The 12,919-nt window shown below is 58.7% G+C and carries 16 protein-coding genes; 6 read left to right on the plus strand and 10 right to left on the minus strand.

The window, feature by feature from the left end:
* Positions 1–88: 88 nt before the first annotated feature.
* On the minus strand, positions 89–901 hold the full coding sequence (trpA, locus tag AC3WN7_RS18030) for a tryptophan synthase subunit alpha (RefSeq protein WP_015092933.1): 813 nt from the start codon (positions 899–901) through the stop codon (positions 89–91).
* Positions 901–2,121, minus strand: coding sequence for a tryptophan synthase subunit beta (trpB, locus tag AC3WN7_RS18035; protein ID WP_102674498.1), 1,221 nt, complete (start codon positions 2,119–2,121; stop codon positions 901–903). The genes trpA and trpB overlap by 1 nt, the downstream gene beginning before the upstream one ends.
* Before the next feature lie 124 nt (positions 2,122–2,245).
* Here trpB and AC3WN7_RS18040 point away from each other — a divergent pair, with 124 nt between their 5' ends.
* Complete coding sequence (locus AC3WN7_RS18040; protein WP_095967835.1) at positions 2,246–3,139, plus strand: LysR family transcriptional regulator; 894 nt, start codon at positions 2,246–2,248, stop codon at positions 3,137–3,139.
* Here the strand turns inward: AC3WN7_RS18040 and AC3WN7_RS18045 are convergent.
* A complete protein-coding gene (locus AC3WN7_RS18045) occupies positions 3,136–3,459 on the minus strand; it encodes an ElaB/YgaM/YqjD family protein (RefSeq protein ID WP_095967836.1) in 324 nt (107 codons plus the stop codon). The two genes, AC3WN7_RS18040 and AC3WN7_RS18045, sit on opposite strands and share 4 nt — an antisense overlap.
* Before the next feature lie 157 nt (positions 3,460–3,616).
* Between AC3WN7_RS18045 and AC3WN7_RS18050 the strand changes: the two genes are divergently transcribed.
* Together AC3WN7_RS18050 and AC3WN7_RS18055 are read left to right on the plus strand one after the other, a co-directional pair.
* Entirely contained in the window at positions 3,617–3,832 is a 216-nt protein-coding gene (locus AC3WN7_RS18050; RefSeq protein WP_015092929.1) for a dodecin, read from the plus strand.
* 121 nt (positions 3,833–3,953) lie between these two features.
* On the plus strand, positions 3,954–4,178 hold the full coding sequence (locus tag AC3WN7_RS18055; RefSeq protein WP_015092928.1) for a DUF1161 domain-containing protein: 225 nt from the start codon (positions 3,954–3,956) through the stop codon (positions 4,176–4,178).
* Positions 4,179–4,246: 68 nt separating this feature from the next.
* On the opposite strand, the gene AC3WN7_RS18060 is transcribed toward AC3WN7_RS18055, so the two are convergent.
* Positions 4,247–5,248: an LLM class flavin-dependent oxidoreductase gene (locus AC3WN7_RS18060; protein WP_095967837.1), complete on the minus strand. Its 1,002-nt coding sequence runs from the start codon at positions 5,246–5,248 to the stop codon at positions 4,247–4,249.
* A gap of 239 nt (positions 5,249–5,487) precedes the next feature.
* On the opposite strand from AC3WN7_RS18060, the gene AC3WN7_RS18065 reads away from it, so the two are divergent.
* Both AC3WN7_RS18065 and AC3WN7_RS18070 read left to right on the plus strand, forming a co-directional pair.
* Positions 5,488–5,919, plus strand: coding sequence for an OsmC family protein (locus AC3WN7_RS18065; RefSeq protein WP_095967838.1), 432 nt, complete (start codon positions 5,488–5,490; stop codon positions 5,917–5,919).
* Positions 5,920–6,101: 182 nt separating this feature from the next.
* Entirely contained in the window at positions 6,102–6,335 is a 234-nt protein-coding gene (locus AC3WN7_RS18070; RefSeq protein WP_095967839.1) for a DUF1161 domain-containing protein, read from the plus strand.
* Between the two features lie 4 nt (positions 6,336–6,339).
* Here the strand turns inward: AC3WN7_RS18070 and AC3WN7_RS18075 are convergent, their stop codons facing one another.
* Both AC3WN7_RS18075 and AC3WN7_RS18080 read right to left on the minus strand, forming a co-directional pair.
* Positions 6,340–6,762, minus strand: coding sequence for a PA0061/PA0062 family lipoprotein (locus AC3WN7_RS18075; protein WP_007969772.1), 423 nt, complete (start codon positions 6,760–6,762; stop codon positions 6,340–6,342).
* Between the two features lie 40 nt (positions 6,763–6,802).
* Positions 6,803–7,225, minus strand: a complete 423-nt coding sequence (locus AC3WN7_RS18080; protein ID WP_095967840.1) for a PA0061/PA0062 family lipoprotein — start codon at positions 7,223–7,225, stop codon at positions 6,803–6,805.
* A 59-nt stretch (positions 7,226–7,284) separates the two neighbouring features.
* Here AC3WN7_RS18080 and AC3WN7_RS18085 point away from each other — a divergent pair, with 59 nt between their 5' ends.
* A complete protein-coding gene (locus AC3WN7_RS18085; RefSeq protein WP_102674497.1) occupies positions 7,285–8,382 on the plus strand; it encodes an aminopeptidase in 1,098 nt (365 codons plus the stop codon).
* Here the strand turns inward: AC3WN7_RS18085 and AC3WN7_RS18090 are convergent.
* From AC3WN7_RS18090 to AC3WN7_RS18105, 4 genes are all read right to left on the minus strand, one after another.
* Positions 8,364–9,593 carry a nucleoside recognition domain-containing protein gene (locus AC3WN7_RS18090; RefSeq protein WP_095967842.1) on the minus strand — a complete coding sequence of 410 codons (1,230 nt, stop codon included), beginning with the start codon at positions 9,591–9,593 and terminating at the stop codon, positions 8,364–8,366. The genes AC3WN7_RS18085 and AC3WN7_RS18090 overlap by 19 nt on opposite strands.
* Positions 9,594–9,806: 213 nt before the next feature.
* Entirely contained in the window at positions 9,807–11,138 is a 1,332-nt protein-coding gene (gene gltP, locus AC3WN7_RS18095; protein ID WP_102674496.1) for a glutamate/aspartate:proton symporter GltP, read from the minus strand.
* 840 nt (positions 11,139–11,978) lie between these two features.
* Positions 11,979–12,143 carry a DUF1328 domain-containing protein gene (locus AC3WN7_RS18100; RefSeq protein ID WP_003177151.1) on the minus strand — a complete coding sequence of 55 codons (165 nt, stop codon included), beginning with the start codon at positions 12,141–12,143 and terminating at the stop codon, positions 11,979–11,981.
* 72 nt (positions 12,144–12,215) lie between these two features.
* Positions 12,216–12,503, minus strand: a complete 288-nt coding sequence (locus AC3WN7_RS18105) for a hypothetical protein (RefSeq protein WP_102674495.1) — start codon at positions 12,501–12,503, stop codon at positions 12,216–12,218.
* Between the last annotated feature and the right edge of the window lie 416 nt (positions 12,504–12,919).

Consider the following 12,919-nt stretch of genomic DNA (forward strand, 5'->3'; position numbering starts at 1 on the left):
CGGCTGACACGCCGCTATCGCGAGCAAGCTCGCTCCCACAAGGTTTACCGCGTTTTGCTGTTCAGTCCCTGAATCAGGAACGGTGCCTTCAGCTGACGCGGGCCTTACGCACGCCTTCGGCCAATGCCGAGCACAGGCTCAGCACGCCATCCACGGCTTGTTCCGGGGACGTGGCATTGGCGATGTGATCGATCAACGCCGAGCCCACCACCACGCCATCAGCCAGGCGTGCAATGGACGCTGCCTGTTCCGGAGTCCGGATACCGAAACCGATACTGATCGGCAGGTCGGTATGGCGGCGCAGACGGGCAACCGCTTCCTCGACGTGTTCCAGCGTGGCGGCACCTGCGCCGGTCACGCCGGCCACCGACACGTAGTAGACGAAACCGGAGCTGCCGTTAAGAACAGTCGGCAGGCGCACATCGTCGGTGGTTGGCGTGGTCAGGCGGATGAAGTCCAGGCCCGCAGCCTGCGCCGGGTCGCACAGCTCGCCGTTGTGCTCCGGCGGCAGGTCGACCACGATCAGGCCGTCAACGCCGGCCTCTTTGGCTTCGGCAATGAAGCGCGGTACACCGTACATGTGGATCGGGTTGAAGTAACCCATCAGCACCAGCGGCGTTTCGTTGTTGTCCTGGCGGAACTCGCGAACCATTTGCAGGGTTTTCGCCAGATTCTGTTTGGCACCCAACGCACGGATGTTGGCGAGCTGGATGGCCGGGCCGTCAGCCATCGGGTCGGTGAAGGGCATTCCCAACTCGATCACATCGGCGCCAGCCGCCGGCAAGCCCTTGAGGATTGCCAGGGAGGTGTCATAGCCCGGGTCGCCAGCGGTCACGAAGGTCACCAGGGCGGCACGGTTCTGTTCCTTGAGTTCGGCAAAACGCGTTTGCAGGCGGCTCATCAGTGTTTCTCCTGCTTGGATTGTTCCATGTGGTGCATCACGGTCTGCATGTCTTTGTCGCCACGGCCGGACAGGTTGACCACCATCAGGTGATCCTTTGGCAGGGTCGGTGCGCGTTTGAATACTTCAGCCAGGGCATGGGCGCTTTCCAGGGCCGGGATGATCCCTTCCAGGCGGCAGCACTGGTGGAACGCGGCGAGGGCTTCGTCGTCAGTCACCGAGGTGTACTGAACGCGGCCGATGTCGTGCAACCAGGCGTGTTCCGGGCCGATGCCCGGGTAGTCGAGGCCGGCGGAGATCGAGTGGGCATCGATGATCTGGCCATCGTCGTCCTGCAGCAGGAACGTGCGGTTGCCGTGCAGCACGCCTGGAACGCCGCCGTTCAGGCTGGCCGCATGCTTGCCGGTCTCGATGCCATAACCGGCCGCTTCAACGCCGATGATCTCGACACTCTTGTCGTCCAGGAACGGATGGAACAGGCCCATGGCGTTGGAGCCACCGCCAATGCACGCCACCAGGCTGTCCGGCAGGCGACCTTCCTGGGCTTGCAACTGCTCGCGGGTTTCCTTGCCGATCACGGCCTGGAAGTCACGGACCATCACCGGGTAAGGGTGCGGACCGGCCACGGTGCCGATCAGGTAGAAGGTGCTGTCGACGTTGGTCACCCAGTCACGCAGGGCTTCGTTCATTGCATCCTTGAGCGTGCCGGTGCCGGCGACCACCGGGATAACCTCGGCGCCCAGCAGCTTCATGCGGAAAACGTTGGCCTGCTGGCGTTCGATGTCAGTGGTGCCCATGTAGATCACGCAATCCAGGCCGAAACGTGCAGCCACGGTGGCAGTGGCCACGCCGTGCATGCCGGCGCCGGTCTCGGCGATGATGCGTTTCTTGCCCATGCGTCGCGCCAGCAGGATCTGGCCGATGCAGTTATTGATCTTGTGCGCGCCGGTGTGGTTCAGCTCTTCGCGCTTGAGATAGATCTTTGCGCCGCCACAGAACTCGGTCAGACGCTCGGCGAAGTACAACGGGCTTGGACGTCCGACGTAGTCGCGCTGGAAGTAGGCCAGTTCTTCCTTGAATGCAGGATCTTCCTTGGCCAATTCATATTCACGGGCCAGGTCGAGGATCAACGGCATCAGGGTTTCGGCAACGTAGCGGCCACCGAACGCGCCAAACAGGCCGTTGGCATCAGGGCCGTTGCGCAGATTAGTCTGGGTCATTTGGCGCTCCAGTTGAATGCGTGAAGTGATGCATAAAGAGATAGTGGGCTTCACTCTACCCCTGACGCCCCGGCCTGAAAACCGATAAGATCGCCACAACCTGTCAGGAAAACTCACAGATCCAATGAGCCATGACCTTCCTCCGCTGAATGCGCTTCGCGCCTTCGAAGCCACTGCCCGCTTGAACAGTGTCAGTCACGCGGCCGAGCAGCTGCATGTCACCCATGGTGCGGTTAGCCGGCAGCTCAAGGTGCTTGAAGAACACCTCGGCGTCAGCCTGTTCATCAAGGACGGTCGCGGCCTGAAACTCACAGATGCCGGCTTACGCCTGCGTGACGCCAGCAGCGAAGCCTTCGAGCGCCTGCGCAGCGTCTGCGCAGAACTCACACAAAGCACGGCCGACGCCCCGTTCGTACTCGGTTGCTCGGGAAGCCTGTTGGCGCGCTGGTTTATCCCGCGACTGGGGAGGCTCAATGCCGACTTGCCGGACCTGCGTCTGCACCTGTCGGCCGGAGAAGGCGATCTCGATCCGCGAAGACCGGGACTGGATGCCTTGCTGGTCTTTGCCGAGCCACCCTGGCCGGCGGACATGCAGGTTTTCGAGCTGGCCAGCGAACGTATCGGGCCGGTCATGAGCCCTCGGTTCGCCGGCTATGAGCGGCTCAAGCAAGCGCCGGAGAGCGCACTGCTGAACGAACCCTTGCTGCACACCACTTCACGCCCGCAAGCCTGGCCAAATTGGGCGCAACAATGCGGCCTCGACGCCAGGGCGTTGAAGTACGGTCAGGGATTTGAGCATTTGTACTACTTGCTGGAAGCCGCTGTCGCGGGTTTGGGCGTGGCGATTGCCCCCGAACCCTTGGTGGCAGAGGACTTGAAGGCCGGCCGCCTGGTTGCGCCCTGGGGCTTCAGTGAAACCCCGGCACAACTGGCGTTGTGGCTACCCAAGCGCGCCGCGGACGGGCGCGCCCGGCAACTGGCGCAGTGGCTTAAAAACGAGCTGCGCCAAACGGATTAGTCACGCTTGCACAACAGATAAGCGGCCAGCAGGCCCAATGCGCCCACGGCGACACCGGCTGTCGTCCAGGGGTGCTCCTGGGCGTAGTCCCTGGTGGCAATCCCGGTTTCACGGGTTTTGACCTTGACCTCTTCATAGGCGTCGGCAAGCAGATGGCGCGAGTGCTTCAAGGCATTCTCGGCGTTGCCTTTCAGGGTCTTGAGGGTTTTACGCGACTCGTCCGAGGCATCGTCCTTCAGGTTTTCCAAAGACTTGAGCAGACTCTCGATCTCGGCTTCCATGCTTTGCAATGAGGCTTTGCGTAACGAGGTGTTGGCCATGGTGGCTCTCCTGCATTGGTGATGAGTGGCGTGTGTTGGTTGGGACTTCAGAGGTTCGAGAAAGTGCAGAAAATCTGAACTTCACTCTCAGAACGGCCAACAGAAGAAATAGGAAAAATCACTGCTAGGCTGTAATTCACACGCCAAGGAGAACGCCATGTCTGACCATCACACCTACAAGAAAGTCGAGCTGGTCGGCTCGTCCACCAGCAGTATCGAAGATGCGATCAACAATGCTCTGACCGAAGCCAGCAAAAGCATCAAGTACATGGAATGGTTTGAAGTCACCGAGACTCGTGGGCACATCAGGGACGGCAAGGCTGCGCACTTTCAGGTGACCCTGAAAGTCGGATTCCGGATTGCCAGCAGCTGACTTTGGGCTAGTCTTCTGAACTTGCACGCCGGCCGAATGCCATAGGGAATGGCAAAGCGCTGAATGAGTGCGTCCGGCTGACGGCTGGTTACCCCTATGATCCGACCAGGGAATGCAACCGATGAAGAAGTTTATGTTGGCGGTAGGTTTGTTAAGCCTTGCGGGGACCGTATTGGCAGATGGTGGCAAGCCATGCGAAGAGCTGAAAGCCGAAATCGCAGCGAAACTTGATGCCAAGGGCGTTTCCGGTTATTCGCTGGAGATTGTCGATAAAGGTAGTGCATCTGGCGGAAAAGTTGTTGGTCAATGCGAAAAGGGCGCCAAAGTGATCGTCTACAAAAAGTAGGCTGATCCTCGCCTGATTGAAAAAGCCGACGCCCTGGCGCCGGCTTTTTCATGCCTGCCGTTTGAGTATCAGCCGCGCATAACCTGCGCGAGCAGCTCGTAGGAATGCACGCGATCCGAATGTTCGTACAGGTCACAGGTGAAAATCAGCTCGTCAGCCTGGGTCTGTTCGATCAGGACCTCGAGTTTGGCGCGGATTTTCTGTGGGCTGCCAATCATGGCCAGACCAAGAAAATCGTGCACAGCCTCTTTCTCATGGGGCAGCCACAGGCCGTCCATGGTCTTCACCGGCGGACGCTGTACCAGGCTTTGGCCGCGCATCAGGGCGAGAATCCGCTGGAACACCGAAGTCGCCAGGTAATCGGCCTGCTCGTCGGTATCGGCTGCCACCAATGGCACGCCGAGCATTACGTAGGGTTTGTCCAAAACGGCTGAGGGCTTGAAGTGATTGCGGTAGACCCGAATCGCTTCATGCATGTAGCGCGGTGCGAAATGCGAAGCGAAGGCGTAGGGCAAACCACGTTCACCGGCCAGCTGTGCACTGAACAGGCTCGATCCCAACAACCAGACCGGCACATGGGTCCCGGTTCCCGGCATGGCGATGATTCGTTGATCCGGGGTACGTGGCCCGAGGTAGCGCACCAGTTCCGCCACATCTTCCGGGAAGTCGTCGGCACTGCCGGAGCGCTCGCGGCGCAACGCACGTGCGGTCATCTGGTCGGAACCGGGCGCGCGCCCCAGGCCCAGATCAATCCGGCCCGGATACAGGCTTTCCAGGGTGCCGAACTGCTCGGCAATCACCAAGGGTGCGTGGTTGGGCAACATCACACCGCCCGAACCGACACGAATGGTCGACGTGCCACCGGCCAGATAACCGAGCAGTACCGATGTCGCGGAACTGGCGATGCCGTCCATGTTGTGGTGCTCAGCCACCCAGAAGCGGTTGTAACCGAACTTCTCGACATGCTGCGCCAGGTCCAGCGAGTTGCGCAGCGACTGGGCCGCGCTGCCGTTCTCGCGCACCGGCACCAGATCGAGGGTCGAGAACTTGATATCGGACAGTCGTTTCATAAACCTGCTTCTCCAATTGAGGGCGCAGGTTTGTTCTTGCGAACGCAAACCTGCCGAATCCAAAAGCGTGTTCATGCAATGTGGGCATATACCCGAGTTTCAATAGCCCGGTAAAAAATCCCGCGAAAAAAGCAGATTGATCGGACGAAGTGAACTTTGCCCCTTCGTCTATCCTCACAACCCTGGCAACTGAAAACCCCACAGGCGCGACCTTTCGCGCCGACCTTCAGGAGGCAGGCATGGCTATCGTCAAGAAAGCATCGGCACATTGGGAAGGTGATCTGAAAACCGGCATCGGCGCGATTTCCACAGAAACCGGCGTGCTCCGGGAAGCCCCCTACGGCTTCAAGGCGCGCTTCGAAGGCGGCCGGGGCACCAACCCGGAAGAGTTGATCGGCGCTGCCCACGCCGGCTGTTTCTCCATGGCGTTCTCCATGATTCTCGGTGACGCCGGCCTGAAGGCCGATAGCATCGATACCCAGGCGGAAGTCACTCTGGATCAAGTGGACGGCGGTTTTGCGATCACCGCAGTGAAATTGGTTCTGCAGGCGAAAATCCCCGGGGCAAGCCAGGCGCAGTTCGAAGAACTCAGCAACAAGGCCAAAGAGGGCTGCCCGGTGTCCAAAGTGCTGAATGCCAAGATCAGCCTGGAGGCAACATTGGTCAGCTAGATCTTCATTTTTGCAAAGAAAAATCGCAGCCTTGCGTAACCTGCCGGGGTCATTCGGCAAGAGGAGCCCAAGGCTGCGATCTTTTTTGTGTCGTTACAGATTTGCCCGCTAATAATATGGTCGAATAAATGACAGCAGCGAAAACCTGTGAACAGGCGTGCTGCCTCAAAGGAGCTTCAACCATGAAACGTTTTGCCCTGGCGGTTATCTGTTGCGCATTGGCCACGTCGGCCCTCGCAGCACCGAAACCCTGCGAAGAGCTCAAGGCCGAGATCGAAGAAAAGATCCAGGCCAGTGGCGTCACTTCCTACACGCTTGAAATCGTCACCAACGACGAAGTGCACGACCAGAACATGGTCGTGGGCTCGTGCGAAAACGGCACCAAAAAAATCATCTACCAGAAGAACGACCGCTGACATCTCACATCAGGCAGTTGGCTTCCCGGTCTTCAGCGACGATCTCGCGCTTGGCGTTGTACAGCCGGGCGCCGGGGGTAAACGCTATGGAGCGGCCTTCGAGTACATAACGCTGACCGGCTTCGAAATGATCATAACGGATGGTCAGGTAGCACAGCCGCTCAGAGGGCCCGCTCATCATACTCAAGCCACCACCGCCGGGGACTTCAAAGTCGAAACGCACGATCAGTTCGTGGCTGCCGGGCGTCACTTCGAAATAACGCCCATCGCGCAATCGCTGTTTGTCCAGGCGTTCAGCCATCAACAACTTGTCGTTAGGGAAGGGCGTCGAAAAATCAACCCAGGCCATTTTTGGATCAGGTGTCGGCATCGGGCTTTGACAGCCCGCGACGACTCCAACGGCGAGTAACAGCATCAACCTGCGCATGATGGATGTCCCAGGGGATATGCATCCAGCATAACGCCGATCAGGTTCGTTGGCAGCCCGCAGGAGTGCCATGGCCGATCACTTTTCGCTGCTGATCATAGAGCTTGGCCCACGGCCGAAAACCGATGTTCCCCGCTTGCAGTTGATAACGTTCGCCGGCGTTGAAATCCTTGAATTTCACATTCAACTGACAATCGCGCCACAACGGCTCGGCGTCGGGGCCGATGTTGGTGGGCTGCACCGGAAACTGGTAGCGGACTGTCAATTCATGGCTACCGGGCTGAACTTCGAAGTAGCGTTTATCGTCGGTGGCCTTGTCATCGACCTCCAGTGCCTGCAACGCCGTATCTTCTTGCTTCGAGTCCAGGTCGATCCAGGCTTGCGCAGGATCATGGCGGGGTATTCCGAATCCGGCACAGCCGGCCAGCAACAGCAGACTTCCTGTCAGTATCATCGTGCGCATAGCGGAGCTCCAGTGAGGCGGGATAGTCTTGCGGGAAGACTCTCCAAGGAAGAATTATTGTGATCAGGCCGCTTCCTAGCCTTGGGTTACTTGATCGCGTTTTTCGCGTTTTGTTTCCGGGCGTGTTGTTTTTGTTGCTCAACGGTTGCACCAGCATCAGCTATTACAGCCAACTGGCCAGCGGCCAACTGCAGTTGCTGCGGGCCAGGGAGCCGGTTTCCAGCGTGATTGCCGACCCGGCGCGCGACCAAAAACTGCGTATGCACCTGGAGCAATCACAAAAGGCCCGAACGTTCGCCAGCCGGCAATTGCACCTGCCGGATAACCAAAGTTACCGCTTGTATGCGGACATTGGCCGTCCCTTCGTCGTCTGGAATGTCTTCGTCACGCCGGAATTTTCCCTCAAGCCTGTCAACCACTGCTTTCCCATCGCCGGCTGCGTGGCCTATCGCGGGTACTACAGCCAGAGCGCAGCTCGCGGCGAAGCAGCCTTGCAACGCTTGCAGGGCATGGACGTGTCGATTGGCGGTGTCGAGGCCTATTCGACACTCGGCTGGTTCAACGATCCGATCATCAGTTCGATGATGGGCTGGGGGGATGAACGACTGGCCACGCTGATCTTTCACGAACTGGCCCATCAGCGCGTCTATGTGAAGGACGACACCGAGTTCAACGAATCCTTTGCCACCTTCGTTGAGCAGGAAGGTACTCGCCAATGGCGGGCCTATCGCCACCTGCCACCGGACAACAATGCGCAGGCGCGTCAGCGCGACCAGTTCACTGAATTGGTGCTGGAAACCCGCGCCAGGCTGGAAAAGCTCTACGCCTTGCCATTGCCAACCAAACAGATGCGCCAGCGCAAAGCGACCGAGTTCGAGCGCTTACGCAGCGAATACCGGCAACTGCGCGACAGTCAGTGGGCTGGAGACAAACGCTACGACGCCTGGATTCATGCCCCCATGAACAATGCCCGGCTATTGCCGTTTGGCTTGTACGACCAGTGGGTACCGGCATTTGACGCGCTGTTCCATCAGGTGGATGGCGATTGGCCCAGGTTCTATGCCGCCGCAGAAAAGCTCGGCGGCTTACCGACGGATGAGCGCAAGGCCGCGCTTAAGACGCTGGCTGACGACGTCGATCAACCAAAGAACCAGTAGCAAACACCGATTGCACCCAGCACCCCGGCCAGCTCCGCCAGCAAGGCGCAGCCAACCGCATGGCGCGCACGCTGGATGCCCACGGCACCGAAGTACACCGCCAGCACATAGAACGTGGTCTCGGTACTGCCCTGGATTGTCGCCGCCACCAGCGCCGGAAAGCTGTCGACGCCCGAGGTCTTCATGGTTTCAATCAGCATCGCCCGGGCGGCACTGCCGGAGAAGGGTTTGACCATCGCCGTCGGCAGCGCATCGACGAAGCGCGTGTCCCAACCGGCCCACGCCACCAGATGACGAATCCCGTCCAGGCCGAAGTCCAGTGCCCCGGAGGCCCGCAGGACACCCACCGCGCAGAGCATCGCCACCAGATAGGGCAGCAAGTTCTTGGCGACGTCGAAACCCTCTTTGGCACCTTCAACGAAGGCCTCGTACACCTTCACTTGGCGCAGCGCGCCGATCAGTAAAAACAGCATGATCAGGCCAAACAGCGTCAGGTTGCCGAGGATCGATGACAGGCCGGCCAGCGCGGTCGCCGAAAGGGTCGCCAGCAGCGCCATGAAACCACCGAGGGCGAGGGCGCCGGGGATCATGTAGGCCAACACCACCGGGTCCCAGACGCGCAAGCGCTGCATGAATGCCACCGACAGGAAGCCGACAATGGTCGAGCAACTGGTCGCCAGCAGGATCGGCAGGAACACCAGCGTCGGGTCAGGCGCGCCTTGCTGGGCGCGATACATGAAGATGGTCACCGGCAGCAGGGTCAGCGAAGAGGCGTTGAGCACCAGGAACAGGATCTGTGCGTTACTGGCGACGGTAGCGCTGGGGTTGAGTTCTTGCAGCGCTTTCATGGCCTTCAGGCCAATAGGCGTGGCGGCGTTGTCCAGACCGAGGCCGTTGGCGGCGAAGTTCAGGGTGATCAGGCCGATGGCTGGATGACCAGGCGGGACTTCGGGCATCAGGCGCAAAAACAATGGCCCCAAGGCCCTGGCCAACCATTCGACGATGCCGGCCTTCTCGGCAATGCGCAGAAAACCCAGCCAGAGGGTGAGGGTGCCGAACAGCAGCACCATGACCTCGACCGACAGCTTGGCCATGGCAAAAATGCTCTCCACCATCGCCGCGAATATCCCGGCGTTGCCACCAATCAGCCACTGCGCCAGCGCCGAAACGGCTGCCACGATGAAGAAGCCAAGCCACAGGCCATTGAGCATCAGTCAAATCCCCCAAAAGATCCGCGAATGATAGCGGGGTGACCAGAAACGACAAACCCCGGATTTCTCCGGGGTTTGTCTGGTGCGGCTTTCGTAGATCACTGTGGGAGCAGCCGGTCGACGCTCGATTGCTCGCGATAGCGGTGTATCCGTCGACATCAATGTCGGCTTTAGTCGGTCATCGCGAGCAAGCTCGCTCCCACAGGTTTTGTATCAGTCGCTGGAGGTTTCACCCGCCGGCAGCTTTTCCTTGCTACGCCAGTGCGGCAGGGAGTTCCAGTAACGCTGGCCCTTGGCGTCGTCGTACATGCCTTCCCAACGCGCGATAACCAGAACAGCCAGGGCGTTGCCGATCACGTTCAGTGCGGTACGGGCCATGTCCATGACGCGGTCGACACCGGCGATGAACGCCAGGCCTTCCAGTGGAATACCGACGCTGCCGAGGGTGGCCAGCAGGACCACGAAGGACACGCCCGGTACGCCGGCGATGCCTTTGGAGGTGACCATCAACGTCAGGACCAGCAGCAGTTGCTGGCTGATCGACAGGTCGATGCCATAGAGCTGGGCAATGAAGATCGCCGCAATGCTTTGGTACAGGGTCGAGCCGTCGAGGTTGAACGAGTAACCGGTCGGTACCACGAAGCTGCAAATGGCTTTCGGCGCGCCGTAGGCTTCCATCTTCTCGATCACGCGCGGCAGCACGGTTTCGGAGCTGGCGGTGGAGTAGGCCAGTACCAGCTCATCCTTGAAGATGCGCATCAGCTTGATCACCGAGAAGCCGAACAGGCGAGCGATCAGGCCCAGGATCACGAACGCGAAGAAGGCGATGGCGACGTAAACCAGGATCACCAGCTTGGCCAGCGGTATCAACGACGCGAAGCCGAAGTTGGCCACGGTCACCGCGATCAGTGCGAACACGCCGATCGGGGCGTAGTTCATGATCATGTGAGTGACCTTGAACATGCTTTCCGACACGCCCTGGAACATCTTCACCAGCGGCTCGCGCAGGTCCGCCTGCAGGCTCGACAGCCCGAGACCGAACAATACGGAGAAGAAGATGATCGGCAGCATTTCGCCGCGAACCATGGCCGCGAAGATGTTCGACGGGATCAGGTTGAGGATGGTTTCGATGAACGCGTGTTCATGCTGAACCTCGGCGGCAGTCGCCTGGTACTTGGAAATGTCCACAGTGCCCAGGGTGCTCATGTCGATACCGGCACCCGGATGGAACAGGTTGGCCAGCAGCAGACCGACCACGATGGCGATGGTCGTGACGATTTCGAAGTAGACGATGGTCTTGAAGCCGATGCGCCCCAGCTTCTTGGCGTCACCGACGCCGGCAATGCCGACGATCAAAGAGGAGATGACGATCGGGATCACGATCATCTTGATCAGACGGATAAAGATATCGCCTGCCGGTTGCAGGACGTTGCTGATCCACCAGGCTTTTTCGGCACTGAAATGGTTGAGCAGCGCACCGATTGCTATCCCCAATACCAGACCGATGAGGATCTGCCAGGCGAGGCTAAGCTTTGCCTTCTTCATATCTTTACCCTTACTTGCGTTTGACTCAGGGAGATGCGCGAACTGGAACGCTCATGGCGAAAAAGTCTAGTGCATCTACCCCCCGTATAAGGTGCCCCGGAACGCGTGTTTGCGGCTCTCTGGCAGGCGAAAAAAGGCGCAACTATTCCGATGCAAGGAAGCGCCGTCTAATGCCGTAAACGCCTACCCTATGCCGAATCGGCATGAGGTTTTTTTGCTGAATGCGGCGTCGCAATCGGTTCGATTACGACATTTCGGCAGGCATAAGTGCCGTGAACCGGTCATCACAGAGCAGATTGAATGTTTTTTGAGCAGTGGCCGAGCGTTGATTTTTCAACAAAATCCCGTAGGGCAAAGCGAAAAATCGCGACCAAAAAAAAGGGATTTTTCTCGATATACGGTCGCCTGTGAAACACCGGGAAAAGTAATTTCCGACGTAACAGGGACAAGGAGCCGATAACAGTGATGAAATCGAGACGAGCGCTCTATTTCAATGTGTTGCTTGATCCAGCCCTTCGCAAGCTCGTCGAGCCATGGTGGTCCGGCGAACTTGCGCAGCAGCTTTTCCTGACCCGGCCCTTACGCAGGTACTCCCTGTACCCGTAGGTCACTCCGCCCCTGAAGCAGGCAGAACATCCCGACCCCTTGGTCATGCGCCAGCCTTCCTCAGGTGACGCAGATCGAAAGAGGCGCTGTGACCTCCTTCGTGTACAAATTCTGTTCTACCGACAAGCCCTGCATGAGGGCCTCAGGCATGCCGCAGAAGCCTCAGCCCGCATGCCATGGCACTACCGCCCTGATAGCAGGGCGGCTGCCAGCGTCTTGAACAAACCTTTCATGTCAGCCTCGACCGCGACGGCCAAAGAAGAAGGAAGCAATGAACATCACCAGGAACACGACAAACAGAATCTTGGCGATACCCGTGGCGGTGCCCGCGATACCACCGAAGCCCAGTACTGCGGCGATGATGGCAATGATCAGGAATGTGATTGCCCAGCTCAACATGGTGATTCTCCTTACGCTTCTATTTAGAGGTGTTGCGTTTCCCGGCACATCGCTGCGGCGGAAATTTTTGACCTAGAACACCCAGCGCTCCTGAGGACGTATCTCACCTGCAGGCCCGGCCTGGTCGACGTCCATCATGCGCATCGGGGGGCTATCGGCCTGAAGACTGCCAACAGCACTGAAATGGGTTTGGGTCGGATGCTCAATTGACAGTTGTGGCGCTTGCGGCTGCTGACTCTGCTCCCAGCGCAGAAACTGTTGGCCGCCGATAAGGGTGAGCAACAGCGCCAGAACAGCAAACAGTCCTTGCTGAATATGCACAGGCGAGAGTTGCAGGTGGGCGGCACGTTGACGATTCATCCTGGAGCTCCTACCACTCGGGTCGGTATTCGATAGCGGGCGTTTGTTTTTGAATGCCCTGGTCAACCAGACAATTGCACCCCGCATGCCAGCATTGAAATGAATTAATTTCCTTTAATATCAACATCTTAAGATCATCAATGAAATCACATCGTACGCATCCTGCACGATGCCACTTGTGCGGTCGTGCGTATTGCACGATCCGTTTGAAGGAAGGCGTAAATTTTTTGAATTGAGAGGAGGACGCAGCTGTCAGAAATACACGCTGGCCACTGTCGGAAACCGGTCATCTATATAAAAGAGCCGCGACATCAGCTGGCTAACCGATACATCGGATGAAAGCTACCCTGCCATGACAGGAATGGCTCAGAATCAATCATGCAACTTGCCCGATTTCTCCGGGACTAAATCAAGAT

The sequence above is a fragment of the Pseudomonas sp. FW305-70 genome, assembly GCF_058783925.1.

What these genes read in the sequence shown, in the direction of transcription:
- AC3WN7_RS18050 (WP_015092929.1), top strand. Translation starts at nt 3,617, where the DNA reads ATGTCTGACCATCACACCTACAAGAAAGTCGAGCTGGTCGGCTCGTCC.
- AC3WN7_RS18045 (WP_095967836.1), bottom strand. Translation starts at nt 3,459, where the DNA reads ATGGCCAACACCTCGTTACGCAAAGCCTCATTGCAAAGCATGGAAGCC.
- AC3WN7_RS18060 (WP_095967837.1), bottom strand. Translation starts at nt 5,248, where the DNA reads ATGAAACGACTGTCCGATATCAAGTTCTCGACCCTCGATCTGGTGCCG.
- AC3WN7_RS18055 (WP_015092928.1), top strand. Translation starts at nt 3,954, where the DNA reads ATGAAGAAGTTTATGTTGGCGGTAGGTTTGTTAAGCCTTGCGGGGACC.
- AC3WN7_RS18070 (WP_095967839.1), top strand. Translation starts at nt 6,102, where the DNA reads ATGAAACGTTTTGCCCTGGCGGTTATCTGTTGCGCATTGGCCACGTCG.
- trpA (WP_015092933.1), bottom strand. Translation starts at nt 901, where the DNA reads ATGAGCCGCCTGCAAACGCGTTTTGCCGAACTCAAGGAACAGAACCGT.
- AC3WN7_RS18100 (WP_003177151.1), bottom strand. Translation starts at nt 12,143, where the DNA reads ATGTTGAGCTGGGCAATCACATTCCTGATCATTGCCATCATCGCCGCA.
- AC3WN7_RS18080 (WP_095967840.1), bottom strand. Translation starts at nt 7,225, where the DNA reads ATGCGCACGATGATACTGACAGGAAGTCTGCTGTTGCTGGCCGGCTGT.
- trpB (WP_102674498.1), bottom strand. Translation starts at nt 2,121, where the DNA reads ATGACCCAGACTAATCTGCGCAACGGCCCTGATGCCAACGGCCTGTTT.
- AC3WN7_RS18090 (WP_095967842.1), bottom strand. Translation starts at nt 9,593, where the DNA reads ATGCTCAATGGCCTGTGGCTTGGCTTCTTCATCGTGGCAGCCGTTTCG.
- AC3WN7_RS18075 (WP_007969772.1), bottom strand. Translation starts at nt 6,762, where the DNA reads ATGCGCAGGTTGATGCTGTTACTCGCCGTTGGAGTCGTCGCGGGCTGT.
- AC3WN7_RS18065 (WP_095967838.1), top strand. Translation starts at nt 5,488, where the DNA reads ATGGCTATCGTCAAGAAAGCATCGGCACATTGGGAAGGTGATCTGAAA.
- gltP (WP_102674496.1), bottom strand. Translation starts at nt 11,138, where the DNA reads ATGAAGAAGGCAAAGCTTAGCCTCGCCTGGCAGATCCTCATCGGTCTG.
- AC3WN7_RS18040 (WP_095967835.1), top strand. Translation starts at nt 2,246, where the DNA reads ATGAGCCATGACCTTCCTCCGCTGAATGCGCTTCGCGCCTTCGAAGCC.
- AC3WN7_RS18105 (WP_102674495.1), bottom strand. Translation starts at nt 12,503, where the DNA reads ATGAATCGTCAACGTGCCGCCCACCTGCAACTCTCGCCTGTGCATATT.